Below are 25,899 nucleotides of genomic sequence, written 5' to 3'. Positions count from 1 at the left end.
TGCCAGGTACAGCCAGTGCATGGATGAGCCCCGGGCCCGCGCCGCATGCTCGACGACATGACCACGACGCCGAACCCCCACCCACCTTCCCGCGATGCGACGGCGGGCCTGCTGGCCGGAAAGGTCGCCTTGGTCAGCGGTGCCGGCCGCGGCATCGGCGCCGCCGCGGCACGTCTGTTCGCGCGCGAGGGCGCCACCGTCCTGCTCGCCGCCCGCACCGAGTCCGAACTCGAGACCGTCACCGAGCAGATCCGGTCGGAGGGAGGCACCGCGGACCACGTCGTGTGCGACCTGGCCGACCCGGCCGACGTCCGGGCCGCCGTCGAGCGCACCGTCGACCTGTTCGGCCGGCTCGACGTCGCCTTCAACAACGCAGCGACGATCACCCCGCCCCTCCCGGTCGACCAGGTCCCGCTGGCCGACTTCGACCACCTCTACGAGGTGAACCTGCGCGGCACCTGGTTGGCGATGACGGCCGAGGTCCACGCCATCCGCGCCACCGCCGGTGCCGGAGCCATCGTCAACAACTCCAGCGTCGGCAGCCTCCGCGGCAACCCCGCGCTGCCCGCCTACGGCGCCATGAAACGAGCGGTCAACAGCCTCACCGAGTCGGCCGCCGTCACCTTCGGGCCCGAGGGCATCCGCGTCAACGCCGTCGCGCCCGGGAACACGCTCACCGAGATGATCCGCACCTGGGAACAGCATTCGCCCAACCTGCAGGAACGGCTCGCCGCCGCAACACCCCTGCGCCGCGGTGCCGCCCCCGACGAGATCGCTCAGGCCGCCGCATGGCTGCTCAGCGACCGCGCGTCCTTCGTCACCGGCGCCGTCCTGCCCGTCGACGGCGGCGCACGAGCATGAACCGGCCGCGTACCGGACGGTGGGGTCACCGACGGGGCCTCACACGCCCGGCCCGATCTGGGCGACGACCGGGCGGCGTCTGCCCTGGCCAGCGGGGTGGAGCGGGCGACGGGAAGCGAACCCGCGGAGCGGACCGGCTGGGCAGGAAACTCCGCCACGACGCGGAGCGACTGTCACCGCGCGCTTACGTCGCTTCCCGGGGCGCGGCATTCGCGGGGGGTCGATCGCCGCTTCGGTTGATCTCGATCCGCCGTAGCGAGGGCACGAGTAGCGGCGCGAACATCGCCACCGCGGCTACCGCGCCGCCGGCAACCGCGACCGTCGCGGTTCCGAAAGCCACGGCGAGGAAGGGTGCGGACAGCTGGCCGATGGGGATGGGCACAAAAGACCAGAACTCGTCTTGGGCACCAACCCGGGACAGCAGCCGTTCCGGGATGTGGGTGTTGGTGACGGTCGCCCACACGACGGTGAAGAACTCGGCAACCACTCCCGCCACGAACGACGCCGCCGCCAACCAGAAGGTGTTCACGCCTGCGCCGAGCAGGATCAGCGGCACGGCGGCCAGCGACATCGCGGCCAGCGCCGGCCCCATCGGCCGTCGCACGGTCAGCTTCACCATGACCACGCCGGCCAGCAGCGCCCCGACACCGCGCGCGCTCAGCACCACGCCCCAGGCCTCGGCGCCGACCGTGTCGTTGGCGATCACCGGGCCGAGGATCTGCCAGACCCCCATGTTGAGGGCGTTGTTGACGGCGAAGGCCGCCGTCACCGCCCAGATCCAGGGCTGGGAGCTGAAGTAGCCCCAGCCCTCCCGCAGCGCCCCGAGCATCGTCGGGTCGTCCGCGGTGCGTGACCGCAGCGTCGGCAGGGACATTCGGGCGAAGCACGCGGCCGCCACGAGGAAGGACACGGCGTCCGCAGCGACCGCCCAGCCGCCGCCCACCGAAGCGGTCAACAGACCGGCCGCCGTCGGGCCGAGGATCTTCGTGGTGTTCCCGACGGACGCCAGCAGGGAGCTGGCCCGCTGGATGCCGCGTCCTGCCGCGAGATTCGCGACGATGCCGCGTAGTGCGGGCTTGGTCAGCCCCTGGAAGACGCCGTTGAGGGCGGACAGCGGCAGCAGCAACGCCGGATGCTGGTGGGTCAGGAGGACGAAGGCGACGCCGGCCTGGGTGAGACCAGCACCCAGGCTGGTGAGGCAGAGGACGGTGTCGCGCCGGTGCCGATCCGCGACACCCCCGCCGAGCAGTAGCGACGCAACCATCGGGACCAGGGCTGCAGTGGTGACTGCGGCCAGCCAGGCCGCACTGTCGGTGGCCTCCAGCACGCCGAAGGCCAAGGCCACCGGGGACATGGCGCTGCCAGCCATCGAGATCGACTGCCCGCCCAGGAACCAGCGGAACGCAACGGAGCGGAGCGGCCGCTCAGTTGCGAGGCCGGTACTGGCTACCCGTGCCTCGTCCCCTTCTGACCGTCCACGATCTCGACTCCCTGGCGCATCTGCTGCAGACACAAGGGGCCGACCTTGTCAGCGCAGGCAGGACGCCTCAAGTGGTTTGGCCCAGCGGCTGCGCCGCTTCGAGGCGTGGCCACGCAGCACGGACCGACGCGCAGAAGCCCCGAGTGACCGTGCCGTACCGAGGCTGATCGCACCCCCGATCGCACGGCTCGGCCCGACGCGTCGCCGCTGCCCCCATCCGCACCCCGCCGTGGGCGCCGTGCACGCTGACGCGGCGGTTGCAGCCGATACCCCGAAAGGCTGCGCCGGGGCCGCCCGGAACGCACGCGGCTCGGCCCGTCAGAGCACGAGGAGGCCAAGGCCTGGGCGGCCAACGCGGCGATGGCGGCGAGGCCGCCCCACAGCCGCCGGGTCGACCCGGCCAACGCGGGGCGACGCCCACGATGGCGAGGGTCATCAGGAGCGTGAACGCCGCTTGCGAGAGCGCGATGCCGACGCTGCCCGTGCGACGCGTCGCCGGTGAGCGTGCCGGTCAGGTCCGAGATCACGAGCTGCACGTTCGTGCCAGGAGCGGGCTGCAATCCGAACGTCTCGATCGCGCCTTCGGGTAGCTCGACGGTCTCCCCGTCGGTCATCTCGGCCCAGCGGAGCACGCTGTCCGGGCGCGCGACGACAACGGCATCGTGCCGGCACTTCGGGCCGACCATCTCGGTCACCTTGAGGGCCACCTGCGCCGTACCTGCACCGAGAGCCGCCCCACCCGCGATCGCGGCCGCGAGTGCGGTGCTGCCCCGGCGGGTTCGGCCGGCGAGGAACGCGTCGTCCTTCAGCCAGGACGCACCTGCCGGATGTCCTCCCGCTGGGCCCGATGCCCCGTCCCGTGCAGCGACATCGCTATGACCCATCCCTCGAAACCGTCGCGCTCATCCTGACCGCGCACCCCCAGGAGGGGCTCCGAACTGGGCGGAGCCGACCGAGCGGACGCTGCGTGCCGGTGTCCGATCCGGTCGATGATCACCCGGAGTGGTATCGGGGCGCCGGATCCGGCGTGCCGGGTCCGGCGCCGGCGTCCTGGCACCACCTCCGATGATCATGAGCCGGTCGCGAGGCGGGGGTCGGGGTGCTCCTCCCCAAACGAGCATGTGGCCCACTGACGCCGGCTAATCGCACACCGATCGCACGAGACGGATCGACGCCCGCTTCCATGATCGGAGGCGGGCGCCGTTCGTGCTGGTCAGCGGGTTGGAGCGGGCGACGGGAATCGAACCCGCGTAGCCAGTTTGGAAGACTGGGGCTCTACCATTGAGCTACGCCCGCATGCCCCCGAGGCTACCGGACCACGCGGCTGCCCTCGGAGCCACCCGGTATCCGGTGTCCCGGCGCGCAGGGCGCCGCTTAGACTCCCCTCCAACGGGGTGTGGCGCAGCTTGGTAGCGCACTCGCTTTGGGAGCGAGGGGCCGTGGGTTCAAATCCCGCCACCCCGACCAGGTCAGGGCGTTTGCCCTGGTCAGCGCCTTCTCTGCACGGACAGTAGCACGGCGCGGGGCCGCCACACGGCTCTGATGTCCCCTCGCTTCCCGTCAGCGCTGTCCGGCTCCGCGCTGTCCTCCCTCGCGGTCCGGGCAGTGGCTCACCTGTGCTCGACCGACCTGCGCCACAGCCGGTCGAGCGTGATCCTGGACACGACGACGCCCCCACAGCCCAACTCCGGCACGAGCCGAGCGAAGAGGTCCGTCCGGGGTCAGCTACGCGGGCGGCAAGCCGAAAAGGCCGCGGGGCTTCCGGTGGTGCGTCCCGCGGAACGGGCGGTTCACCACTTCCTTCACGAACCACCACGCGTCCGCCTCCGTCTCGGCCCACCCGTGCGACGACTTGCCGCCGTCGAGGACGACGGTCCAGCGGTAGCGGCCGCTCCGCTCACTGAAGTTCACCGACACCCGCCCCTGCGCCCGGGCGATCGCTAGCCGCGCGTCTGCCTCGTCTGCCGCCTCGCCCATAGCGCAACCGCCTCCAGGGGTCTCTGTCCACCAGAACGCCACAAGCCCAAGATAGGCCATTCAGGCCACTCATGTCACAGGGGCATGACAGGCCGTCTGAGCTGCTCAGGCCGTGTGTGCGACGTAGCGTCGGGGCATGGCGGACGAGGATCGGCTGGTGACAACCGGCGAGGCGGCGCGCGCCTTGCGGGTCGCGCCACGGTCGCTGTCCAGGTGGGCCAAAGACGGCCTCGTCAAGCCGACCATGGTGAGTCCAGGTGGTCGGTACCTATGGGACGTCGAGGAACTCCGCGAGCAACTTCTACGGCTCCGGACTCGGCCCGAGTAGGCGTCGGCGGACACACCATCCGCAGGAGGCCGCTCCCCTCACGGTCAACCGCGCGCCTATGGGCCGCCGGTCATGCACCGGCAACGGGGAGCTGGCGACGTCGGGTAGCGATCATCCCCGCTGGCCGCAGACCTCAGTCGAGGCTTCGGGAGCAAGGGGCCGTCGGCTCGAATCCCGCCACCCGACCAGGTCAGGGTCGGCCCGGGTGATCTCCGGGCTGTGCCGGCCACCGTGACGTGCGGCCGACCGGCTTCCGCTCGCCGTGCTACCCGTGGGGCACCGCGACCATGGCCAGCACCTCGTCGGCCAGCTCGGCCGGGGTGAGCCGGTCGGAGCGCAACATCTCCGGGGCCCGGCTGTCGTCGATCAAGGGGGATGGTCGCCAGTCGATCTCCGCGAGCAGCATCTGCCCTTGGTCACCAACCTGGGGCGAGTCGACGCTGGGACGGCGTGTGCTCGAACCCCCACCTCGAACTCCTGCGCCGCACGTAGCCGCCGGCTCCACCAGGCCGCGCGTCGCGGCCACGCGGATGGCCGTGGGAGCGGCCGGATCGGCCGGGACCCGGATCGACTCCATCCCCGGTACCCTAGGAGCGCCCTGATCAACTCGGGCCTACTGCGCGACGCGCGAAGACGATCGCCCCGGGAGAACCCTCGTCGGGATCGAGCAGTGTCTCGGCCTCGACGGCGAAACCGGTGTCGCGCAGCCAGGCGCGCACCCGGCCGGGCGGGCGGCGGTGGACGTGCACCTTCGTGGGGAGGCCGCCGTAGCCCTCCGTCTTGAGCCGCGATCCGTCGCCCGCGTGGAAGCCGAGCAGCAGCGGCGCGCCGGGGCGCAGCACGCGGTGGAAGTGGTCGAGAACCGTGCGGATCGCGTCGTCGGGGACGTGGACCAGCGACCACCAGCCGAGCAGGCCGGCGACCGAGGCGTCGGGGAGATCGAGGTGCGTCATCGAGCCCACCTCGAACCGCAGGCCAGGGTGCTCCCGGCGGGCCACCTCGATCATCGCGGGAGACAGGTCGATTCCGAAGGCGTCGACACCCAGCTCGTGCAGGTGGGCGGTGACATGGCCCGGCCCGCAACCCACGTCCGCGACGGGGCCACGTCCGCGAACCGTGTCGGCGAACAACGCGAGCGCCGCGCACAGGTGCGGGTATCCGGCCAGTGCGTCGCGGAGCAGGTCTGCATAGTTGGCCGCGACCGTGTCGTACGAGGTTCGGGTGTCGATCAGCCCGCCGTCCGGGTCCACGTTCCGAGACGGTAGGGGTCGGCCACGACAGCGCCCGGCCGACGGACCGCGAGGGGGTTCGATCCGTCGGCCGGGCTGACACCTCTGTGCCCGATCTTCGCCGCCGGCACACCCGGCGACGTTCGCACGAACCGGGGACATACCCGTGCCGGTACGTTCCCGGGCATGTTCGACGGGTTCGAGCGCGTGCGGATCGACACCGGCGGGGCGACGATCAACGCCGTGCACGGCGGCACCGGTCCACCGGTGCTGCTGCTGCACGGGTTCCCGCAGACGTCGGCGATGTGGCACCGCGTGGCGCCCGCGCTGGCGCAGCGGCACACGGTGGTGGCCGCGGACCTGCGCGGTTACGGCGACTCCAGCCGCCCGCCCGCCGGCGACGACCACGCCGGATACTCGTTCCGCGCGATGGCTGCCGACCAGGTGGCGGTGATGCGCTCGCTCGGGCACGAGCGGTTCGCGGTGGTCGGGCACGACCGGGGCGCTCGCGTGACGCACCGGATGGCGCTCGACGCGCCGGACGCCGTCACGCGGCTCGCGGTGCTCGACATCCTCCCGACGCTGCACGTCTACACCCACGTCGACCGCAGGCTGGCCACGGCCTACTACCACTGGTTCCTCTTCATCCAGCCCTACGACCTGCCGGAGCGGCTCATCGCCGGTGACCCGGTCGGCTACCTGCACCGCCTGCTCGGCACGTGGGGCGGCGTGCTCGACACGTTCGCCCCGGGGGCGGTCGCCGAGTACGAGCGCGTCTTCGCCGACCCGGACGCCCGGCACGCCATGATGGAGGACTACCGGGCCGGCGCCTCGGTGGACCTGGAGCACGACCGCGCCGACGTCGGCCGCCGGGTGCAGGCGCCGCTGCTCGCGATGTGGGGCACGCGCGGCGTCGTCGGGACCGGCCCGGACAACCCGGTGGCGGTGTGGCGCGAGCACGCCGCCGACGTCCGCGGGGTGGCGCTGGACGCCGGGCACTTCCTGGTGGAGGAGCGGCCGGAGGAGTCGCTGGCCGCGCTCGAACGGTTTCTGGAGGACGGATGATGGGTGAGCTGATCGCGCGGCTCGGGCGGGTGCAGGTCTCGTCGCTCTCCGACGCGGACAAGACGTTGCCGGTGTGCGACCCGGCGATCCACGCGCTGCTGGCGGACGTCACGCTGGTGGGCACCGCGTTCACGGTCCGCGCCGACGGCGACCTGCTCGGCATGATCGAGGCGATCGGGCGCGCGGAACCGGGCAGCGTGCTCGTGGTGGCCACGGACGGCCGCCCGCTCGCCGCCTCCGGCGAGCTGTTCGCCACCGAGGGGCGCCGGCGCGGGCTCGCCGGGATCGTCGTCGACGGGTACTGCCGAGACCTGCGCGGGATGCGCCGGGTCGGCCTGCCGGTGTTCGCTCGTGGCACGACGCCCGCCGCGGGCCCCGCGCTCGGGCCCGCGGTCGTCCAGGAGCCGGTGACCGTGGGCGGGGTCCGGGTGCGACCCGGCGACATCGTCGTCGGGGACGACGACGGCGTGCTCATCGCCCCGCCCGAGCGCATCGCCGCCGCCGTGGACCGGGCGGAGGAGATCGAGCGCGTCGAGGCGGAGGTGGCCGCCGGGATGCGCGGCGGTCGCAGCCTGCACGAGCTCACGAACGCCCCTGAGCACCTGCGCGCGGTCGCCGCGGGCGAGCCGAGCACGTTCCGCTTCCAGCCCTGACGCGCCGGCGCACCGCTGCTGGCGCGCCCTGTCGACCGGTAGCGCGAGCCGACACGGGTGGCGCGGGCAACGGGCAGGCGGGCACCCCGTCCCCGACGTGACCGACGTGCCGGGCCCGCTACCCGATGCAGAACTCGTTGCCCTCGGGGTCGCGCATGACCGTCCAGCTTGCCCCGTTGCCGGAGCGGTGCTCGCCACGGGTGGCGCCGAGGGCGACGAGGCGGGCGATCTCGGCGTCCGGGTCGCGGGTGGCGAGGTCGACGTGCACCCGGTTCTTGCCCGCCTTGGGTTCGGGCACCTGGAAGAAGAGCAGGTGGCGGACGCCGCGGGGGTCGGTCGCGCGCAGCCGTACGAAGTCCGGCCGCTCCTCGGCCGTCTCGTACCCGGTGACCCCGGCCCAGAACGCGGCGACGCGGCGCGGGTCGGCGCAGTCGAAGGTCACGTTGAACACGAAGGACGTCATGGCGGTCATGATGGACGCGTTCGGAGGGCGTCCGCGACGACGGCGTCGAGCCGCCTCCCGTGCGCGCCGCGCCAGTACACGCGGCCGCAGGTCCGGCATCGGGAGAACCGCTCGTAGCACCGCCGGGTGCCGGGTTCGAGGAGGTCGACGACCTCGTCCTTCGGCACGCGGGCGAGCTCGCCGTTGCAGGCGGAGCAGCGCGTCCACGGCGCGAGCGGGGGCGCGAACCGGTCCAGCACGTCGGCGAGCTGCGCGTCCGCCCCGTGGCCTCGCACGTACGCGCCCGCCCGCAACGTGCGCCGCATCAGCAGCCCGCGGTCCTGGGTGAGCAGGACCCGGCGCTCCCGGCCGGCCCGCTCGACGAGCTCGTCGTCGTCGGCCGGGTTGTCGTAGGCGGTGTCGACGCCCAGCAGCCGCAGCCGCCTGGCGAGCGACCCGAGGTGGACGTCGAGCAGGAACCGGGCTCCGTCGGGCAGCGGCTGGGGGCGGGGCGGCGGCTCGAGCTCGATCACGGCGGCCTCGTGCGGCCGGCGCGTCACCTCGGAGGGGGCCCCGTCGACCGCGGGCGGCGCCACCTCGGTCAGCGGGACGCCGAGGGACTGGACGACGTGCCCGAGCGACGCGCTGCCGTCGTAGGGCACCACGATCTCCTCCCGCCGGCGACGCGGCGGGAGGAACAGCCACAGCTGCTGGGCGGGCCGGACCACCACGTGCATCACGGTCGAGTGAACACCCGGCCGAGGTGGTGGTCGACGCCGACCACGAGCCCGCAGCAAGGTGGCCTTACTCCGGTTGAACCGGAGTAAGGCCACCTTGCTGCAGTCCGGCGCGCACCCCCGCCCTCGTCCGCTCCTCGTCACCGGTCGCCAGTAGGTCCAGCAGGGCGCCGCGCAGCGTCGCGAGCACCGCTGTCGGGTCGCCCGCTGGGCCGAGCACCTCGGCGAGGACGTCGATCCAGTCGTGGACGCTCTGCGCGGCGAAGCCGGCCCACGGCCCGTCCGGCTCCACGACCGACCGGGCGTAGCCCTCCGCCCAGAGGCGCAACAGGTCGCGCCGGTGTGGCGCGGCGAGCCACTCCCAGAGCCGATCGAGGACGTCCGCAGGCCCGCCGCCTGCCGCCCGCACGTCGGCGAGCAGCGCGAGCTCCTCGGTGCGCGACCGGGCGAGGAGGGCCTGGACGAGGCCGTCCTTGGAGCCGAACAGGTACAGCAGCACGCGCGGGCTCGACCCCACGGCCTCGGCGAGCGGGCGCAGCGACATCGCCGCCATGCCGTTGCGGAGGACGTAGGCGTACGCCAGCTCCAGCAACTCCTCCCGGCGGGGTGAGGGGACTTGCGGATCGGCGCTCATGACGCCAGTCTGCACTGAAACAGTTGTTTCAGTCCACGGAGGGCAAGCGATGGGTGAGGTGCGGATCCGCGAGCTCGGGCAGCCGGGTGACCTGGGATGGGTGGTGCTCGCCCACGGCGAGCAGTACGCGGCGGAGTTCGGCTGGGACGGCTCGTTCGAGGCGCTCGTGGCCAGGATCGTGGCCGACTTCGGCGAGAACCACGACGCGGCGCGCGAGCGCGCCTGGATCGCCGAGCTCGACGGCAGGCGCGTGGGCTGCATCTTCTGCGTGGCAGGCGACGAGCCGGGCACCGCGAAGCTGCGGATCCTGCTCGTGCACCCGGACGCCCGCGGCCATGGGGTCGGCACCCGGCTCGTGGACACCTGCGTGGCCTTCGCCCGCGACGCGGGCTACCGGCGCGTGCGGCTGTGGACGAACGACGTGCTGGCCGCCGCCCGGCGGATCTACCTCGCCGCAGGCTTCCGGCTCGTGGCCGAGGAGCCGCACCACAGCTTCGGCGCCGACCTCGTGGGGCAGGACTACCAGCTGGAGCTGTGAGCTATGCGGCCATGGCGTCCCACCGCCACTTCTCGGTCATCGGCTCCCCGCAGTCCGGGCAGGGCACCTCGCAGCCGGCTGTCGCCGTGACGGGCAGCTCGGCCTCGACGCCGCAGCCGGTGCAACCCCACCATCCGGTCGTGATCGTCGTGTCCATGGCACGATGCTAAATCACACCACTGTCATTCCGAGCGATGCGCGCCGACCCGCACACTGGGAGTAACACCCGCTCGGCGTGCCACGAGTGGATGCGCGGGGGTGGGGTTGACCACGGGACCCGCGCGGGCGCGCTGGGCCCGCGCGCGTCCCCGGCGCCACGCCCGGCCGGAGATTCCCCTCCTCGACGGCCCCGGACCCGCGCCGACGTGCCCGCGTGGCGCGGGTCCGGCCAGGAAACCGTTCAGACCTCGTCCACGAGGTCCGCGATCGAGGCCACCACGCGGTTGGGGCGGTACGGGAAGCGCTCGACCTCGTCGGCCTGGGTGATCCCGGTGAGCACCAGCACCGTGCGCATCCCCGCCTCGAGCCCGGCGATGATGTCGGTGTCCATCCGGTCGCCGATCATCACCGTCGTCTCCGAGTGCGCCTCCAGCCGGTTCAGCGCCGCCCGCATCATGAGCGAGTTGGGCTTGCCGATGAAGTAGGGCTCGACCCCGGTGGCCCTGCTGATCAGCGCGGCCACGGCACCGGTGGCCGGCAGGATCCCGTCCACCGACGGCCCGGTCGGGTCCGGGTTCGTGGCCACCCACCGCGCACCGCGCTTGATCAGCCGGATCGCGGTGGTCACCGCCTCGAAGCTGTAGGTGCGCGTCTCCCCCAGCACGACGTAGTCGGGCGCGTTGTCGGTCAGCACGTAGCCGATCTCGTGCAGGGCCGTGGTGAGCCCGGCCTCGCCCACGACGTAGGCGCTGCCCTGCGGCCGCTGGTCGTCCAGGAAGCTCGCGGTGGCGAGCGCCGAGGTCCAGATCGACTCCACCGGCAGGTCGATCCCGCTGTTGCGCAGGCGGAACTGCAGGTCTCGCGGCGTGTAGATCGAGTTGTTGGTGAGCACGAGGAACGGCCTGCCCGTGTCGCGCAGGCGGATGATGAACTCGTCGGCACCGGGGATCAGGCGGCCCTCGTGCACGAGGACACCGTCCATGTCGGTCATCCAGCACTCGATCGGCTTGGCATCGGCCACGGCTGGGCAGCCTATTGGAACGCGGCGGGGCCCACCTGCGTTGACCGGATGACCGGCACCGGTGAGGAGTGGTTCGAGTGACGGGCACGATCCTGACCATCGTCGTCATCGCCCTGGTCGTGGTGGGCGTCGCATGGCTCATCCGCCAGCGCAACGCCGCCCAGGCCCGCGAGCTGGAGGACGCCAGGTCCGAGGCCCGGCGCTGGGTGGAGCGGCTGGGCGGCCAGGTGCTCAACCTCGTCGGCACTGACGACGCGTCCAAGCAGGCCATCGCCGACGCCGCGGAGCGCTACAACGCCGCAGGCTCCCAGATGGAGCAGGCGCGCAGCGTCGCCCAGGCACGCCAGGTCACCGAGACCGCCCGCGAGGGCCTCTACTACGTCCGCGCGGCCCGCACCGCGATGGGCATCGACCCGGGCCCCGAGCTTCCCCCGCTCCCCGGCCAGCAGCGCGCGGGCGCCGTCACCGAGGAGCGCGAGGTCGAGGTGGAGGGCCACTCGTACGGCGCGTCGCCGGTGCCGTCGGCCCGCAACCAGCACTACTACCCCGGCGGCACCGTGGCCGGCAGGCCCGTTCCCCAGGGCTGGTACTCGGAGCCGTGGTGGAGGCCCGCCCTCGTCGCGGGCGCGTGGGGGGTCGGGTCGGCCCTGCTGTTCAGCGCGATGTTCTCCGGCATGTCCGGCGTGGCCTACGCCGACGGGTTCGCCGACGGGGCCGCGGCCGACGGTGGCTTCGACGGTGCCGGCGCCGACGACGCGCAGGGCGACGTCGGCGCCGACATGGGCGACCCCGGCGGGTTCGACGGCGGCGGCTTCGACGGCGGGTTCGGCGACTTCTGATCTCGTGAGTGGATACGAGTGCCCGGGCACTCGTATCCACTCACGACCCCTCGTCAGGCGGCCTCGGGCACGTGACCCTGGATGCACGCGGCGCAGCCGTTGATCCGGCTGACCCGCAGTCCCACCAGCTCGAGCGTGCGCTGCGGCACCCCGCCCTGCGTCGTCGCCCTGAGCAGCTGCTCGATGCCCTTCATCGCGTCCGGCGGCACGAAGGCCGGGTTCGTCATGCGCATGGGACGCCTCCTGTCACATCGGTGTCCCTCGGTGGGTCAGAGCACCGACACGCGGAGACGGAAGGATGTGACAGGTGGACGGGCACGAGGACTTCCTGGTCGAGCGGTTCGAGGAACACCGCGGCCATCTCAAGGCGGTGGCCTACCGGATGCTCGGATCCCACGCCGAGGCCGACGACGCCGTGCAGGAGGCGTGGCTGCGCACCACCCGCGCGGACACGGCAGGGGTGGACAACCTCGGCGGGTGGCTCACCACCGTCGTCGCGCGCATCTGCCTCAACGTCCTGCGGTCCCGCAACCAGCGCCGCGAGGAGTCGCTGGACGCGCACGTACCCGACCTGGTCCTCGCGCCCGCTGAGCACGCCATCACGCCCGATCCGGAGAAGGAGGCGGTGCTCGCGGACTCGGTCGGCCTCGCGCTGCTCGTCGTCCTGGAGACGCTGAGCCCCGCCGAGCGCCTCGCGTTCGTACTGCACGACATGTTCTCGATGCCGTTCGACGAGATCGCCCCCGTCCTCGACCGCTCCGAGGCCGCCACCCGGCAGCTGGCCAGCCGAGCCCGCCGCCGGGTGCGCGGCGCCCACCCGGAACCCGACCCCGACCCGGGCGCCCAGCGCGCCGTGGTGGACGCGTTCCTCGCCGCGGCCCGCGGCGGCGACCTCGAGACGCTCGTCTCCCTCCTCGCGCCGGACGTGGTGGTGCGCGCCGACGCCGGGAAGCTGCGCCCGCGCACCGTGCTCCAGGGCCGGGAGGCGGTCGCCCAGGGCGCGATGACGTTCGCGCGGGTCGCCGAACTCACCCGCCCCGCGCTGGTCAACGGCGCGCCGGGGGCCGCGGCGTTCAGGGACGGCCGGCTCGTCTCGGTGGCGGCGTTCACCGTCGCCGGCGGGCAGATCACCGCGCTCGACATCGTCAGCGACCCGGAGCGGATCGCCCGGATCGACCCCGCCGTGCTCGACGGCTAGTGCGCTGGCTCTCAGCGGAGTGCCGGCCAGGACCGCACGGCCGGCCTCCGGGGCCCGCTAACGTTGTGACGGTGACCACATCGACCACGCCGTCGCCGTTCACCGAGACCACCGGAACGGCCCGGCACGCCGCCTTCGCCGAGCTCGCCGCCACCGGTCCGGTGCAGAAGGTCGTGCTGTTCACCGGCGTCCCGGCGTGGGTGGTCACCGGGTACGCCGAGGCCCGCGAGCTGCTCGCGCACCCGGCGCTGGTCAAGGCCGGCGGCCGCCCGCACATGGACGCGATGCCGCCGGAGCTCAACGCCGCGATGAACACGCACCTGCTCAGCATGAATCCGCCCGACCACACGCGGCTGCGCAGGCTGGTGACCGCCGCGTTCACCGTTCGCCGCGTCGAGGCGCTGGCGCCGCGCGTCCAGGAGATCGCCGACGCCCTGCTCGACGACATTGCCGCGGCAGGCGCCGACGGACGCCCGGTCGACCTCGTGGACGGCTTCGGGTTCCCCCTGCCGATCACCGTCATCACCGAGCTGCTCGGCATCCCGCCCGGCGACCGCGCCGACTTCCGGCGCTGGTCGTTGATCGTCGTCAACGGCAACGTGCACCCGGCCGAGGTGTACGTCGACGCGGCCCGGAACATGGTCGGCTACGTGCGCGAGCTGATCGCCGCGAAGCGCGCCGACCCCGCCGACGACCTGCTGTCGGCGCTCATCGCGGTGCACGAGGGCGGCGACCGGCTCTCTCAGGACGAGCTCACGTCGATGGTGCTCCTGCTGCTCGTGGCCGGGCACGAGACCACCGTCAACCTCATCGTCTCGGGCACGTACGCCCTGCTCAGCAACCCCGACCAGCTCGCACTGCTGCGGGCCGAACCCGAACGGCTGCCGGCCGCCGTCGAGGAGCTGCTGCGCTACGACGGTCCGGTGCAGGTGGCGTTCCCGGCCGTCGCGGCCGCGCCCATCGAGGTGGGCGGGGTGACGATCCCCGCGGGCGACGTCGTGCTGCCGGCCCTGCTCGCCGCCAACCGCGACCCGGCGCGCTTCCCCGAACCGGACCGCCTCGACGTCACGCGGCCCTCCAACCCGCACATGGCGTTCGGCCACGGGCTGCACCACTGCCTCGGAGCGCCACTCGCCCGCCTGGAGGGGTGCATCGCGCTCGGCGCGCTGCTCGCGCGCTTCCCCGGGCTCCGGCTCGCCGACCCGGCCGCCGAACCGACCCGCAACCCGGGACTGCTCATCAACGGGCTGGTCGCGCTGCCGGTCGTGCTCGGCTAGTGCCCGCGCGCCTGCGCCGCCCCGACTGGCACGTCGGGCACCAGAACAGGTTGCGGGCGGCGTGCGCGGCGTGCGCGATGGGGGTGCCGCAGACGAGGCACGGCAGCCCGGCACGGCGGTACGCGTAGACCTCGCCGCCATGCCGGTCCTGACGCGGTGCCCGGCCCGTGCGCTCCGGGTCGTGTTCGGGGGCCACGGTGTCGATCCGGCCGGTCCGCACACCCTCGCGCATCAGGGCGACGAGGTCGTCCCACATCGCATCCCAGTGCGCCCGGCTGAGTGACCGGCCCGGCAGCTGGGGGTCGATCCGGTGTCGGAACAGCAGCTCGGCCCGGTAGACGTTGCCCACGCCCGCGATCACCGACTGGTCCATGAGCAGCGTCGCGAGCGGAGCGCGCGAGCGCGAGATCCGGGCCCACGCGCGCTCGGGGTCGGCGTCGGCACGCAGCGGGTCCGCACCGAGGCGGGCGCGCACGGCGGCGGCCTCGGCATCGGTGACGAGCTCGCAGGCCGTGGCGCCGCGCAGGTCGGTGTAATGGGTGGCCCCCACCATCCTCATCCGAACCTGTCCCACGGGCTCCGCGGTCGGTAGTGGCGCCTCACCGAACGTGCCGTAGAGCCCGAGGTGGACGTGCACCACGAGGTCCGGACCGTAGTGGTGGAACAGGTGCTTGCCGTGCGCCTCGGTGCGCTCCAGCACCCGGCCGTCGACGAGCGCCGCGCTCGCCGCGAACCGCCCCTGCGGGCTGGAGACGGCCACCGGGCGCCCGGCGTAGCGGCGGGAGTGCAGGTCGGCGAGCCGGTGGAGGGTGTGGCCTTCGGGCATTGGGGACGCTAGGTCGTGGTGGTGGGCGCGGGGATCTGCTCGGGCGGGAGCGCGGGCGGCACGCCGGTGCGCTCGTACTCGGTGAGCAGGTCGATCCGCCGCTGGTGGCGCGGCTCGCCCGAGAACGGGGTGTCGAGGAAGGTCGCGACGATCTCCGCGGCCTCGTCGAGCGAGTGCATGCGGGCCCCGACGGCGACGACCTGGGCGTCGTTGTGCAGGCGGCCCAGCTTCGCGGTCTCGACGCTCCACGCGAGCGCGCACCGGATGCCGGGCACCTTGTTGGCCGCCATCTGCTCACCGTTGCCGGAGCCGCCCAGGACCACCCCGAGGCTGCCGGGGTCGGCGAGGGTGCGGCGGGCCGCCTCCACGCAGAACGGCGGGTAGTCGTCCGCCGCGTCGTACGCGGCGGGACCGACGTCGATCGCCTCGTGGCCCAGCCCGGTCAGGTGTGCGACCAGGTGGGTCTTCAGCTCGAAACCGGCGTGGTCGGAACCGAGGTACACGCGCACGGTGCGTCATCCTCCCCCATGCCTCAGCTCCCGCCCCGGCCGGGACGCGCCTCCCGGTCGCGCATCTCGGGGACGTCGGCGTCGGGAACGTCGGGGCCCGGGCCGGGGTCGGGCACGTCGGGATCGGGCACGGTCGGGTCCGGGGTGGGTGCGCCGGGGAGCCCGGCGACCACCTGCACGGTCTCCAGCGGGGGGTCCACCTGCGGCGACGGGCCACCGCTCGCGCGGGCGTCGACCCGCTCCCCCAGGTAGCGCACGACGACGGACGCCGCGGCCACCACCGGCACCGACAGGAACGCGCCCGCGATGCCGTAGAGCGTGCTGCCCGCGGTGACGGCGAGCAGCACCACGGCGGCGTGCAACCGCAGGCTGCGGCCCTGCAGGTAGGGCTGCAACACGTTGCCCTCGAGCTGCTGGACGAGCACGATGATCGCCAGCACGATCAGCGCGGTGGTGAACCCGTTGCTGACCAGCGCCACGAGCACCGACAGCGCCCCGGCGACCAGCGCGCCGACGATCGGGATGAACCCGCCGAGGAACGTGAGCACCGCGAGCGGGATCGCGAGCGGCACGCCGAGCACGACCAGCCCCGCCCCGATGAGCACGCCGTCGATGAACGCCACGAAGGCCTGCACGCGGATGAAGTCGCCCAGCGTGGTCCAGATGCGGCGCAGCACCTCGACCAGGTGCCCACCGGCCCCGTCGCCCGCGAACGCCAGCAGCCACGGAAGGAACCGCGGCCCGTCCTTCACGAAGAGGAAGGTGAGCACGAGCGTCAGCAGTGCGGTGACCACACCGGACGCGACGCTGCCGACGCCGGTGAGCACGCTGCCGGTGATCGTGGAGACGCTCTGCTGCAGCTGCCCGGTGGCCGTCTGCAGGGCCGCGTCCAGCTGGCTCTGCGCGAGGTTGAGGGGAGGCCCGGACAGCCACTGCTGGATGGCCTGGATGCCGCGGGTGGCGTTCGTGCCGATCTCGGGGACGCTGCCGACCACGGAGGTCGTGATGAGCGTGACCAGCCCGGCGAGCACCACCATGCCGGCGAGCAGCACGGTGGCCGCCGCGAGCGCGGGCGGGAAGCCGCGGCGGCGCAACCACGCGGTGGGCGGCCAGAGGACGGTGGCGACGATCACCGCCAGCACCGTCGGCATCACGATCGACCAGAGCGCCCCGATCAGCAGCCAGGCCAGCACGACGCCGCCCGCGACGAGGATCAGCCGCAGGCTCCACCGGGCGGTCCACGTGATGCCCTCGCCGATGGCGGTGCCGCGGCCCCGCTCCGGGGCGTCGCTCCTCGTCACGGCCCTCTCCTCCGTTCCCCGCCGACCGGGTTCCCGGCCCTAGGCTCCCAGACACCGACGCCCCTCGTCGGCCGTGTCTACGATCGCCCGGGTGATGACGCCCCGAACAGCCGGCATCGTGCTCGCCGGGGGACGCTCGTCCCGGATGGGCGCGCCCAAGGCCGCGCTGGAGTGGCACGGCTCCACCCTGCTGCGCCGGGCCACCGGGGTGCTCGCCCGCGCCGTGGACGGGCCGGTCGTCGTGGTCCGCGCGCCCGCGCAGCCGCTGCCGCCGCTCCCGGACGCCGTCGAGCTCGTGGCCGACCCGGTCGAGGGGCTGGGCCCGGTGCAGGGGATCGCCGTCGGGCTCGCGGCGGTCGCCGACCGGGCCGACGCGGCGTTCGTCTGCTCGACCGACCTGCCCTTCCTGCACCCCGCCTACATCCGGCGGGTGCTCGGGCTGCTCGACGGGGACGCCGTCCTCCCGCACGCCCGCGGCCACCGCCAGCCGCTCGCCGCCGCCTACCGCACGACGCTCGCGCCCGTGCTCGCGCGGATGGCCGAGGACCGGCAGCTCAAGCTCGGGCAGCTGTTCGAGCGCTGCCGCACCCACCACACCGACGACGCCGAGCTCCTCGCCGACCCGCTGCTGCGCGGCCTCGACCCGGACCTGGACTCGGTCGTGAACGTGAACGAGCCCGCCGACTACCGCGCGGCACGGGAGCGGCCCGCCCCCGAGGTCACGGTCCAGCGGTTCGGGGCGCTGGCCCGCCGCGGCGGCGCGGTCCCCGGCTCGGTGCGCGCCGCCACGCTCGCGGCCGCGGCCGCCGGGGTCGGGCTGGAGCTCGACCGGCACGTCGTCGCCGCGCTGAACGGCGACCAGATCACCCGCGATCCCGAGACCCCGCTGGTCGCGGGCGACTCGGTCGCCTTCCTGTCGGCGGACGCGGGGGGTTGATCGGCACGTTCGTGACATGAGCCGCAGGCCCGCGGTCCATGTCACGGAAGTGTCGATCACGGCCGCCGAGTTCCGCGAACCGCCACGGCCGGGCCCGGGAACGGCCCAGATGCCCGGCGTGTCCTTCGACCGGCTGGTGGCCCGCCAGGCCGGCGTGGTCTCCCTCGCCCAGGCCGTCGCCGCCGGGATGTCCCCGGACACCGTGCAACGCCGCGCCCAGCAGGGACGCTGGTCCCGGCTGCACCCCGGCATCTACCTGCTCGGCGGCCACCACCTCACGCCGGAGGCCCGAATCCGCGCCGCATGGCTGTGGGGAGGCCCGTTCGGCGTGATCACCGGGCCGGCCGCCGCACACCGGCACCACATGCTCGAGCACGCACCCGCGATCGTCGAGCTCTCCGTCCGTCCACACCAGCCCACGGCCCCGGCCCGGCATCCGGCTACGCCGCCGCGACCTGTACGACTCCGACGTCCAGGAGCTCGACGGCATCCGCCTGGCCGCACCGCCGTTCGCCGCCCTCGAGACCGCCGTGGCCCTGCCGGACGGCTCCACCTTCCTCGACCGCGCCCTGCACCGACACATCTGCTTCCCCGCCCTGTACCGCAGCTTCTGCCGCAACATGGGCCGCACCGGCGCCTCCGCGGCCGGCCGGCTCCTCGTGGCCGCCGCCGACCGCGCCGACTCCGCCGCGGAACGCCTGCTCGTCCGGCTGCTCCGCGACGCCGGCATCGACGGCTGGGTACTCGGCCATCGACTCGGCCCATACGCGATCGATCTGGCCTTCCCGGCGCACCGGCTGGCGATCGAGGTCGACGGCTGGGCCTACCACGTCGACCCCGACAGGTTCCGCAACGACCGCCGCAAGGGCAACTACCTGGCCCGCTGCGGCTGGGACCTGCTGCGCTTCACCTGGCACGGGCTGAACGCGCAGCCCGATCACGCGGTCGCCGAGATCCGGGAGACCCTCGCCATGGCCGCATGATCGACAATCCGCTGATCACAGCATCGTCGCGCGGATGCGCATACAGTCGGCACCATGACGGCAGGCGGCTACTCCGGGCGCGCGCTGGTCGTCGACGTCTCCGGCACGTCGGCCACCGGCGGGGTGCTCGAGCTGCCCGACCGCGTGCTGCGCGCCTACCTAGGCGGGGTCGGGCTCGGCACGTGGCTGCTGCACCGCCTCGCACCCGCCCGGGTCGACCCGCTGGCCGCCGAGGCGCCGCTGGCGTTCGTCTTCTCCCCGCTCGTCGGTACCCCGCTGACGACGAGCGCGAAGTTCGCGGTGCTGGCGAAGTCGCCCCTCACCGGGCTGCTCACCGACGCGCTGGCGTCGTCCCAGTTCGCGATCGCGGGCAAGCTCACCGGCCACGACGCGATCGTCGTCCGCGGGCGGGCAGCGGAGCTGTCGGTCCTGCTGGTCGACGCGGACGGCGTCCGGCTCGAACCGGCACCCGAGCTGGCCGGGACGTCCGCGGCCGCGGCGGAGTCGGCGGTGAAGGAGCGGTTCGGCCGCGGCTGGCGCACGGCGGCGATCGGCTCCGCGGGCGAGCGGGGTGTCCGCTACGCCACCATCAGCCACGACGGCCGGCACGCCGGTCGCGGCGGGCTCGGGGCCGTGCTCGGGGCGAAGAACCTCAAGGCCGTGCTCGTGCGGGCGGGCACGAAGGTCGAGGTGGCCGACCCGGCCGCCGTGCTCGCGGCGGCCAAGGACCTGCGGCAGCGCAGCTTCGGCCCCGCCACGGCGAAGTACCGCGAGCTCGGCACCCTCGCCAACCTGCTCGCGTTCAACGCCGTCTCCACGCTCCCGACGCGCAACTTCACCGCGGCCACCTTCGCCGACGCCCCCAGGCTCGCCGCCGAGGAGCTGCACGAGCTGCGCGGCGTCGCCCGCAACAGCTGCGCGTCCTGCTCGATCGGCTGCGAGCACATCTACTCGCGCAAGGGCGGCGGGTCCCAGCGCATGGAGTACGAGAACGTGTTCGCGCTCGGGCCGCTCTGCGGGGTGTCCGACCCGGACGACGTGTTCGCCGCCAGCGCCCGCTGCGACGAGCTGGGCATCGACACGATCTCGGCGGGGGGCACCATCGCGTGGGCGATGGAGTGCGTCGAGCGCGGGCTGATCGACGCCCCGTGGCTGACGTTCGGCGACGGTGCCGCGCTGCTGCGCGCCCTGGACCTGATAGGGGCCCGCGAGCCCGGCATCGGCGAGCTGCTCGCGCTCGGCTCCCGGGCGGCGGCCGAGCTGGTCGGGCACGGCTCGATCGACTTCGCGCCGCAGGTCAAGGGCCTGGAGCTGCCCGGTTACGAGCCGCGCTCGCTGCAGTCGATGGCGCTCGGCCTCGCCGTCAACGCCCGCGGCGCCGACCACAACCGCTCCGGCGCCTACGAGGCCGACCTCTCCGGCGACCTCGACCGCCTCTCCGGCGGGCCGGCCCACGTCGCCGCCGCGATCGGCACCGAGGACCGCGCCGCCGTCATGGACTCGATGATCCTCTGCAAGTTCTTGCGCGGGGTGTTCACCGAGCCGTTCGACGAGTGGGCGGCTCTCCTGCGGCCCGTCACCGGCTGGGAGGTCACGGCCGACGAGCTGCGCGCGACGGCCCGGCGGATCGTGCTGGCCAAACGCGAGTTCAACGCCCGCGAAGGCGCCACCACCGACGACGACGTGCTGCCCCGCCGGATGCTCGACACCCCGCTGCAGCTGGGGTCCGGTCGCACGGCCACGCTCACCGCGGAGCGGCTCCGCACGATGGTCAGCGGCTACTACGCGGGCCGTGGCCTGGACGCCGATGGCCGGCCGGCCCCGGCGGACCTCGCCGACCTGCTGCTCTGACGGCCACCGTTCACACCTGCACACGTTTTTCCGCGTTCGCCCACGGGTGACTTCCCGGGCTGCCACGGTTCCGCACCGGACAAGAGAAGTCACTCCCCAGTTGTGAGGCCAGCGGAATGGATGCAGGCAGCTTCGTCATCGCACTGCTGACGGCGGCAGGAACCGCCGCCGGCCCGGCTCCCCTCGGCGCGCTCCCGGACGTCACGGCGTCCGCCGCCCGCTGCATCGCCGCTCCCGGCGAGGACCGGTCCGGCGCCCAGGCGCCGGCCCGGCTGCGGGCCGGCTCCGACGCCGGCCTCGACCGGGGGCAGGACGGGGCCGCGGCCTCGTCGGCGCTCGCCGAGGAACTGGCCCAGGAGCTCGCCGACGTGGTGGCCGAGAGCGACGACCCCACGTCCCGCCGCCTCGCCGCCGCGCTCGCCGCCGCCGGCTTCGAGGCGAGCGTCACGGCCGGGTCGGGCCAGCAGGCCGCGGCGGCGCGCACCGACGACCGGATGCGCGACGACCGGATGCGCGCCGACGCGCTCGACCGGAACCGGATGGGCACCGACGACCGGCTCGACCGCAGCCGCGCCGAGGACGTGCCGGACTGCGCCGACCGCGGGCGGCAGCAGGACGCCGGGATCGAGGACGACGGGCTCGAGGACGGCAGCCTCGAGGACGGCAGGGGCGCAGCGAGCGGCGCGAACCGCTCGAGCGACCTCGACGACGTCCTCTCCTCCAGCGGCTCGGCGCGCTCCGGCCGGCCGAGCGCCCCCGTGGAGCGCGGCGGCTCCGGCATCGCCGCGGCGCTCGAGCGTGGCGAGCGGACGGCCGGATGAGTGGCGAGAGCGGAGCGCCCCGGGCGTGGCGCCGCCCTCCGGTGGCCCGGCGGGCCCGCCCCCGGATCGCGGAGCCGCCTGCCCCGCCGCACCTGCGTCCGGCGCCCCCGCCGGGCGGGGCCACCGACCGGCCCCGCACCGACCTCGCCTCCGTCGGCCACCCGCACGCCACCGCCCCGCCGCCCGCGGCCCTCCCGGCCCGGCGCGCCGACGCGGGAGCGCTGGCCGCGGCGTTCGGCGTCGACTTCCTGTCCTGGGACGAGAGCGACCCCGAGCGGCGGGGCCGCGCGCTCGCGCCGTACGTCGTCCCACCGGTGCGGGAGGAGCGGCTCGCGGCCGCCGGATGGCCGGGCAGCGGCCGCCAGCGGGGCGAACTGGCCCTGCCGGGCGCGGTCATCGCGCTGGCGGAGGACCGCCTGCTGGTCCACGTCCGGGTCCGGGTCACACCGTTCCGCAGGCTCACCCGGGAGCCGGTCTGCGTGCGGCAGAGCACCGACGTGCTCCCGTACCCGGCCGCCGCGCCCGCGCCGACGGACCCGGGATGGGTGGGTCTCGACTCCTACTGGTACGAGCTGCTCGTCCCGGTGCGGGAGCTCACCGGTCAGTGGCGGGTCGACATCGGCGCGGTCATCGTGGTGCCGCCGCTGCCCGATCCACAGGGCGGGGTGGTGCCGCCGTGAGCGTGCAATCCCACGGGTACCACCCCGGCTTCCCCGCCGACCCGCCGTTCGGCGAGGCGGGCGGCCGGGGATGGTGGCGGCCACCCGCGTACGACCGGCCCTACCACGACGGCGACGACCCGCCCACCGAGGAGATCCCGGTGATCCCCCCGGGTCCCGTCGTCCCCGACTGGAGCCGGCTCGCCCCCGCCCAGCCGTACCAGCCGTCGACGGAGTTCCTCCCCACCACCGACATCGACGTCGCCAGCGCCGCGGTGCTCACCGACGAGTCGCTGGTCCGGCACCAGCGGGCCACCCCGACCGAGGGGTGGCGCCTCGCCCTGTACGCGGCCTCCGGCGGCCGCATCAACCCGGGGCAGAGCCCGCACGAGGCCGCGCGGGTGGAGCTGGTCCACCGCATCCGGCGCCCCCTGCCCGCGCCGCACCGGGTCGCCGTCGTCTCCGTCAAGGGCGGGGTCGGGAAGACCACCGTGGCCGCGTGCCTGGGGCTGGTGCTGGCCGAGCTGCGCGGCGACCGCGTCGTGGCGCTCGACGCCAACCCCGACGCCGGCACGCTGTCCGAACGCCTCACCGGTCCCGGCGGGCCCACCGTGCGCGACCTCTACGAGGACATGCCCAACCTGACGTCGGTCGCCGAGCTCACGCGGTACACGCGCAGCGCGGGCCGGTTGCACGTGCTGGGCAGCGAGCAGGAGCCCGCGATGGGCGAGGCCTTCAGCGCGGAGGAGTACCTGGACGTCACCTCGCTGCTCGAACGCTTCTACAACGTGATCATCACCGACTCGGGCACCGGCATGGTGCACTCGGCGATGGAGGCCACGCTCGCCACCGCCGACAGCCTCGTGGTCGTCGGCTCGCCCACCGTCGACGGCGCCAACCGGGCCAGCCGCACCCTGTCCTTCCTGACGGACGAGGGCTACCGGGTGGCCGCCGAGCAGTCGGTCGTCGTGCTCTGCGGCGACCGGCACAGCCCGGACGTGGACCGCGCCCTCATCCGGTCCCACTTCGCCACCCGCTGCCGCGCGGTGGTCGACATCCCACCCGACCCGCACCTGGCCACGGGCGGCCGCATAGACCCCACTCTCTGGCGGGGCCCGACGCGCGACGCCTGGTACCTCCTCGCCGCGCACGTCGCGGACGGGTTCGGTGCCCCGGCCGCGACGGCACCGGCGCCCCCGTTCGCGATGCCGGTGCCCGACTCCGGCTGACCCCACCCCGACGACCCAGCAGCAACGAACCGACGTACGAGGACGGCGATACCGATGGATCCGATGAAGAGCCGGAGGTGGATCGCTGCGGCCGCGCTCGCCGCCGCCGTGGTGTTCCTCGTCATGGTCACCGGCGAGCACGGCCCGGCGGCACCGGACGCCGCGCCCGCGCCGGTCGCGTCGTCCGAGGCGGTGCTGGCCTCCGACGGCGGCCCTCCCGAGGACGCGAACGGCGGTGCCGGGGCGATGGAGGCCGATCGCGACGAGGTCATCGGCGCCCTGCAGGGCCTGCTCGACGCACTCGGCGTCTCCGCCGACGAGCTCGCCGACGGGGCCGACAAGTCCGACTGCGCCGGCGGGCAGGAGAAGTCCGACTCCGGCCGGAACAGCGGTAACGGGGGGGCGAACGACTGCACGCAGTCCGAACCGGCATCCGACGGGCGGTCCGGCGACGCCAAGATCACGATCGCGAGCTTCGCGTTCGGGCAGCCGCTGACCGTCGCGCCGGGGACGAAGGTCGAGGTCGTGAACACCGACGCGGCCACGCACAACGTCACGGCCGCCGACGGGAGCTTCGAGACACCCGACCTGAAGCAGGGCGACACGGCCACCATCACCGCGCCGACCACGCCGGGGCGCTACGAGTTCAGCTGCACCCTGCACCCCGAGATGACCGGCACGCTGATCGTCGAGGGCGGCGGCGGCGAGCAGGGCCGGTCGCGGTCGTCCGGCGGCAACGACAGCTCCCGGCAGCACGCGACCATGGCGCCGGGCCGCGACGGCATGGGCGGCTCCTCCAATGGCTACTGACGCAACGCCGGGCCGGGGCGGGCGAGCGGCACGCTCGCTCGCACCCAGGAGCGCCCTGGACAACTCGGGCCCACTGCGCGACGCCCAGGCGCTCGCTACCGCCGGAGTCGTTCAGGACCCTCCCAGCGCGCCGCAGTGCCGTTCGCTCCGCCGGAGCCACAGCCGCCACCGGGGTGAGGCGCGGTGACCAGCTCGCTCGAGGTGCAGGCCGGGCCCGGCTCGGTCGCGGCTGCGCGGGGCTCCGCGCGGCTGGTGCGGCGGTGGTTCGTCGGTCTCGCCGTCGTGATGCTGGCACCGCTCGCCGTCCGCGTCGGCGCGGGCGGCGCGGCACCGCTGTGGGCGGTGCTCACCGACCTCACCGGCCTCTTCGCGCTCTCGGCGTTCGTCTGCACGTTCGTGCTCGTCTGCCGGCTGCGCACGCTGTCGCGGGCGGCCGGGATCACGGCGCTGCTGTCGGCCCACCGGAGCATGGGCGTGCTGGCCGCGGGGAGCGTGGTGCTGCACATCGCCGTCGTGATCGCGGCCGACCCCGGCAACCTCGGCCTGCTCACCTGGGTCCACGCCCCGCCGCGGGCCAGGGCCGCCACCGCGGCCACCGTCGCGCTCGCGGCCGTGATCGCCCTCGGCGTGCTGCGGCGGCGGGTGCGCCAGGAGTACGAGCTCTGGCGCTGGGCGCACCTGGTGCTGAGCGTGGCCGCGGTCGCGCTGTCGGCGTTGCACGTCCAGCTCGTCGGGCAGCTGCTGGCTGACCCCGTGATGCGGTGGGTGCTGGTGGCGCTGGCCGCGGCGCTCGTCGCGGGCACGGTCCACCGCGCGCTCGCGGCGCGGCGCTCCAGCGAGCACGTCGTGCGGGAGGTCCGCCACGACTCCGACAGCGTCTGCACGCTGGTGCTGCACCCGCGCGGCACACCGCTGCGGTTCGCCCCGGGCCAGTTCGCCTGGCTGCGCCTGGGCCGCAGCGGCGGAGAGGAACACCCCTTCACGATCGCCTCGTCGGCGGCGGGCGGCGGGTGCGCGTTCACGGTGCGCTCCACCGGCGACTTCGGCACCGTGCTGCGGAACCTGCCGCCCGGCACACCGGTGTGGGTCGACGGGCCGTACGGGTCGTGCAGCCTCGACCTGATCCCCCAGCCCGCCTCGGGCGTCGCCATGATCGCGGCGGGCCTGGGCATCACGCCGATGCTCTCCATGGTGCGCACGCTCGCCGACCGCCACGACCCGCGCCCGCTGCTCATGGTGCAGGCCGCGGGGGAAGCGCACGAGCTGCTGTTCCGGCACGAGCTCGGGCAGCTGGCGCGGCGGCTCGACCTCACGGTCGTCGAGGTCCTGCGCAGGCCCCCGCCGGGCTGGACGGGCGCCGCGGGCGACGTCGGCACCCCGCTGCTGCGCGCGGTGCTGCCCCACCCCGGCGAGCGCTCGGCCCTCGACTACTTCGTCTGCGGTTCACCCGGCTTCGTCACCACCGTGACCCACAGCCTGCTGGAGCTCGGCGTTCCGGAGCACCGCATCCACTCAGAGCAGTTCTAACGGTTCTC

At 74.1% G+C, this 25,899-nt stretch carries 29 protein-coding genes and 2 tRNA genes; 17 read left to right on the top strand and 14 right to left on the bottom strand.

What is annotated here, in order from left to right:
• Positions 1-57 precede the first annotated feature (57 nt).
• Positions 58-861: an SDR family NAD(P)-dependent oxidoreductase gene (locus ABEA81_RS11135; RefSeq protein ID WP_345604875.1), complete on the top strand. Its 804-nt coding sequence runs from the start codon at positions 58-60 to the stop codon at positions 859-861.
• A 184-nt stretch (positions 862-1,045) separates the two neighbouring features.
• On the opposite strand, the gene ABEA81_RS11130 is transcribed toward ABEA81_RS11135, so the two are convergent.
• On the bottom strand, positions 1,046-2,374 hold the full coding sequence (locus tag ABEA81_RS11130) for an MFS transporter (RefSeq protein ID WP_345604873.1): 1,329 nt from the start codon (positions 2,372-2,374) through the stop codon (positions 1,046-1,048).
• Between the two features lie 1,189 nt (positions 2,375-3,563).
• Positions 3,564-3,637: transfer RNA gene (locus tag ABEA81_RS11125), tRNA-Gly, on the bottom strand.
• Positions 3,638-3,731: 94 nt separating this feature from the next.
• Between ABEA81_RS11125 and ABEA81_RS11120 the strand changes: the two genes are divergently transcribed.
• Positions 3,732-3,808 (top strand) — tRNA-Pro (locus ABEA81_RS11120).
• Positions 3,809-4,066: 258 nt separating this feature from the next.
• On the opposite strand, the gene ABEA81_RS11115 is transcribed toward ABEA81_RS11120, so the two are convergent.
• A complete protein-coding gene (locus ABEA81_RS11115) occupies positions 4,067-4,318 on the bottom strand; it encodes a hypothetical protein (RefSeq protein WP_345604872.1) in 252 nt (83 codons plus the stop codon).
• A gap of 136 nt (positions 4,319-4,454) precedes the next feature.
• On the opposite strand from ABEA81_RS11115, the gene ABEA81_RS11110 reads away from it, so the two are divergent.
• Positions 4,455-4,646, top strand: coding sequence for a helix-turn-helix domain-containing protein (locus ABEA81_RS11110; RefSeq protein ID WP_345604871.1), 192 nt, complete (start codon positions 4,455-4,457; stop codon positions 4,644-4,646).
• A 265-nt stretch (positions 4,647-4,911) separates the two neighbouring features.
• On the opposite strand, the gene ABEA81_RS11105 is transcribed toward ABEA81_RS11110, so the two are convergent.
• Both ABEA81_RS11105 and ABEA81_RS11100 read right to left on the bottom strand, forming a co-directional pair.
• Positions 4,912-5,052 (bottom strand): hypothetical protein, encoded by a 141-nt coding sequence (locus ABEA81_RS11105; RefSeq protein WP_345604870.1) that lies wholly within the window; start codon positions 5,050-5,052, stop codon positions 4,912-4,914.
• Positions 5,053-5,248: 196 nt separating this feature from the next.
• Positions 5,249-5,896, bottom strand: a complete 648-nt coding sequence (locus tag ABEA81_RS11100; RefSeq protein WP_345604869.1) for a class I SAM-dependent DNA methyltransferase — start codon at positions 5,894-5,896, stop codon at positions 5,249-5,251.
• Between the two features lie 165 nt (positions 5,897-6,061).
• On the opposite strand from ABEA81_RS11100, the gene ABEA81_RS11095 reads away from it, so the two are divergent.
• Together ABEA81_RS11095 and ABEA81_RS11090 are read left to right on the top strand one after the other, a co-directional pair.
• The gene (locus tag ABEA81_RS11095) at positions 6,062-6,940 is read left to right on the top strand and encodes an alpha/beta fold hydrolase (RefSeq protein ID WP_345604868.1); all 879 of its coding nucleotides are present in this window, start codon (positions 6,062-6,064) and stop codon (positions 6,938-6,940) included.
• A complete protein-coding gene (locus ABEA81_RS11090) occupies positions 6,937-7,593 on the top strand; it encodes an RraA family protein (RefSeq protein WP_345604866.1) in 657 nt (218 codons plus the stop codon). The genes ABEA81_RS11095 and ABEA81_RS11090 overlap by 4 nt, the downstream gene beginning before the upstream one ends.
• Before the next feature lie 118 nt (positions 7,594-7,711).
• Here the strand turns inward: ABEA81_RS11090 and ABEA81_RS11085 are convergent, their stop codons facing one another.
• The 3 genes from ABEA81_RS11085 to ABEA81_RS11075 all read right to left on the bottom strand — a co-directional run bounded on the left by ABEA81_RS11085 (position 7,712) and on the right by ABEA81_RS11075 (position 9,406).
• Positions 7,712-8,056, bottom strand: a complete 345-nt coding sequence (locus tag ABEA81_RS11085) for a VOC family protein (protein ID WP_345604865.1) — start codon at positions 8,054-8,056, stop codon at positions 7,712-7,714.
• A gap of 5 nt (positions 8,057-8,061) precedes the next feature.
• Entirely contained in the window at positions 8,062-8,772 is a 711-nt protein-coding gene (locus tag ABEA81_RS11080; protein ID WP_345604864.1) for a Mut7-C RNAse domain-containing protein, read from the bottom strand.
• 67 nt (positions 8,773-8,839) lie between these two features.
• The gene (locus ABEA81_RS11075; RefSeq protein ID WP_345604863.1) at positions 8,840-9,406 is read right to left on the bottom strand and encodes a TetR/AcrR family transcriptional regulator; all 567 of its coding nucleotides are present in this window, start codon (positions 9,404-9,406) and stop codon (positions 8,840-8,842) included.
• 49 nt (positions 9,407-9,455) lie between these two features.
• Here ABEA81_RS11075 and ABEA81_RS11070 point away from each other — a divergent pair, with 49 nt between their 5' ends.
• Positions 9,456-9,944, top strand: coding sequence for a GNAT family N-acetyltransferase (locus tag ABEA81_RS11070; RefSeq protein ID WP_345604862.1), 489 nt, complete (start codon positions 9,456-9,458; stop codon positions 9,942-9,944).
• Between the two features lies 1 nt (position 9,945).
• Here the strand turns inward: ABEA81_RS11070 and ABEA81_RS11065 are convergent, their stop codons facing one another.
• Positions 9,946-10,101, bottom strand: coding sequence for a hypothetical protein (locus ABEA81_RS11065; RefSeq protein ID WP_345604861.1), 156 nt, complete (start codon positions 10,099-10,101; stop codon positions 9,946-9,948).
• A gap of 243 nt (positions 10,102-10,344) precedes the next feature.
• Positions 10,345-11,094, bottom strand: coding sequence for an HAD-IIA family hydrolase (locus ABEA81_RS11060; protein WP_345605053.1), 750 nt, complete (start codon positions 11,092-11,094; stop codon positions 10,345-10,347).
• Between the two features lie 107 nt (positions 11,095-11,201).
• Here ABEA81_RS11060 and ABEA81_RS11055 point away from each other — a divergent pair, with 107 nt between their 5' ends.
• Positions 11,202-11,963, top strand: coding sequence for a hypothetical protein (locus ABEA81_RS11055; RefSeq protein ID WP_345604860.1), 762 nt, complete (start codon positions 11,202-11,204; stop codon positions 11,961-11,963).
• Between the two features lie 53 nt (positions 11,964-12,016).
• Here the strand turns inward: ABEA81_RS11055 and ABEA81_RS11050 are convergent, their stop codons facing one another.
• Positions 12,017-12,196 carry a carboxymuconolactone decarboxylase family protein gene (locus tag ABEA81_RS11050; RefSeq protein ID WP_345604859.1) on the bottom strand — a complete coding sequence of 60 codons (180 nt, stop codon included), beginning with the start codon at positions 12,194-12,196 and terminating at the stop codon, positions 12,017-12,019.
• 74 nt (positions 12,197-12,270) lie between these two features.
• On the opposite strand from ABEA81_RS11050, the gene ABEA81_RS11045 reads away from it, so the two are divergent.
• Together ABEA81_RS11045 and ABEA81_RS11040 are read left to right on the top strand one after the other, a co-directional pair.
• Positions 12,271-13,161, top strand: a complete 891-nt coding sequence (locus ABEA81_RS11045; RefSeq protein WP_345604858.1) for a sigma-70 family RNA polymerase sigma factor — start codon at positions 12,271-12,273, stop codon at positions 13,159-13,161.
• 71 nt (positions 13,162-13,232) lie between these two features.
• Entirely contained in the window at positions 13,233-14,438 is a 1,206-nt protein-coding gene (locus tag ABEA81_RS11040; RefSeq protein ID WP_345604857.1) for a cytochrome P450 family protein, read from the top strand.
• Here ABEA81_RS11040 and ABEA81_RS11035 read toward each other — a convergent pair.
• Genes ABEA81_RS11035 through ABEA81_RS11025 form a run of 3 tightly spaced genes read right to left on the bottom strand, consistent with a single transcriptional unit; the run spans position 14,401 to position 17,074 of the window.
• Complete coding sequence (locus tag ABEA81_RS11035) at positions 14,401-15,264, bottom strand: Fpg/Nei family DNA glycosylase (RefSeq protein ID WP_345604856.1); 864 nt, start codon at positions 15,262-15,264, stop codon at positions 14,401-14,403. The two genes, ABEA81_RS11040 and ABEA81_RS11035, sit on opposite strands and share 38 nt — an antisense overlap.
• A gap of 8 nt (positions 15,265-15,272) precedes the next feature.
• Positions 15,273-15,773: a ribose-5-phosphate isomerase gene (locus ABEA81_RS11030; protein ID WP_345604855.1), complete on the bottom strand. Its 501-nt coding sequence runs from the start codon at positions 15,771-15,773 to the stop codon at positions 15,273-15,275.
• A gap of 23 nt (positions 15,774-15,796) precedes the next feature.
• The gene (locus tag ABEA81_RS11025) at positions 15,797-17,074 is read right to left on the bottom strand and encodes an AI-2E family transporter (protein WP_345604854.1); all 1,278 of its coding nucleotides are present in this window, start codon (positions 17,072-17,074) and stop codon (positions 15,797-15,799) included.
• 94 nt (positions 17,075-17,168) lie between these two features.
• Here ABEA81_RS11025 and ABEA81_RS11020 point away from each other — a divergent pair, with 94 nt between their 5' ends.
• From ABEA81_RS11020 to ABEA81_RS10985, 8 genes are all read left to right on the top strand, one after another.
• The gene (locus ABEA81_RS11020; RefSeq protein ID WP_345604852.1) at positions 17,169-18,011 is read left to right on the top strand and encodes an NTP transferase domain-containing protein; all 843 of its coding nucleotides are present in this window, start codon (positions 17,169-17,171) and stop codon (positions 18,009-18,011) included.
• Between the two features lie 530 nt (positions 18,012-18,541).
• Positions 18,542-18,994: an endonuclease domain-containing protein gene (locus ABEA81_RS11015; protein ID WP_345604851.1), complete on the top strand. Its 453-nt coding sequence runs from the start codon at positions 18,542-18,544 to the stop codon at positions 18,992-18,994.
• A 54-nt stretch (positions 18,995-19,048) separates the two neighbouring features.
• The gene (locus ABEA81_RS11010) at positions 19,049-20,845 is read left to right on the top strand and encodes an aldehyde ferredoxin oxidoreductase family protein (RefSeq protein ID WP_345604850.1); all 1,797 of its coding nucleotides are present in this window, start codon (positions 19,049-19,051) and stop codon (positions 20,843-20,845) included.
• A 116-nt stretch (positions 20,846-20,961) separates the two neighbouring features.
• Positions 20,962-21,666, top strand: a complete 705-nt coding sequence (locus ABEA81_RS11005) for a hypothetical protein (protein WP_345604849.1) — start codon at positions 20,962-20,964, stop codon at positions 21,664-21,666.
• Positions 21,663-22,346: a hypothetical protein gene (locus tag ABEA81_RS11000; protein ID WP_345604848.1), complete on the top strand. Its 684-nt coding sequence runs from the start codon at positions 21,663-21,665 to the stop codon at positions 22,344-22,346. Before ABEA81_RS11005 ends, ABEA81_RS11000 begins: the two co-directional genes overlap by 4 nt.
• Positions 22,343-23,554: a MinD/ParA family ATP-binding protein gene (locus tag ABEA81_RS10995; protein ID WP_345604847.1), complete on the top strand. Its 1,212-nt coding sequence runs from the start codon at positions 22,343-22,345 to the stop codon at positions 23,552-23,554. The genes ABEA81_RS11000 and ABEA81_RS10995 overlap by 4 nt, the downstream gene beginning before the upstream one ends.
• Before the next feature lie 63 nt (positions 23,555-23,617).
• Entirely contained in the window at positions 23,618-24,364 is a 747-nt protein-coding gene (locus ABEA81_RS10990) for a cupredoxin domain-containing protein (protein ID WP_345604846.1), read from the top strand.
• Positions 24,365-24,547: 183 nt separating this feature from the next.
• On the top strand, positions 24,548-25,891 hold the full coding sequence (locus ABEA81_RS10985) for a ferric reductase-like transmembrane domain-containing protein (RefSeq protein ID WP_345604845.1): 1,344 nt from the start codon (positions 24,548-24,550) through the stop codon (positions 25,889-25,891).
• Positions 25,892-25,899 lie beyond the last annotated feature (8 nt).

Origin of the sequence: Pseudonocardia adelaidensis (assembly GCF_039543345.1) — a bacterium.
Lineage (GTDB): Bacteria > Actinomycetota > Actinomycetes > Mycobacteriales > Pseudonocardiaceae > Pseudonocardia > Pseudonocardia adelaidensis.
This window is presented reverse-complemented; position numbering and strand designations above follow the sequence as displayed.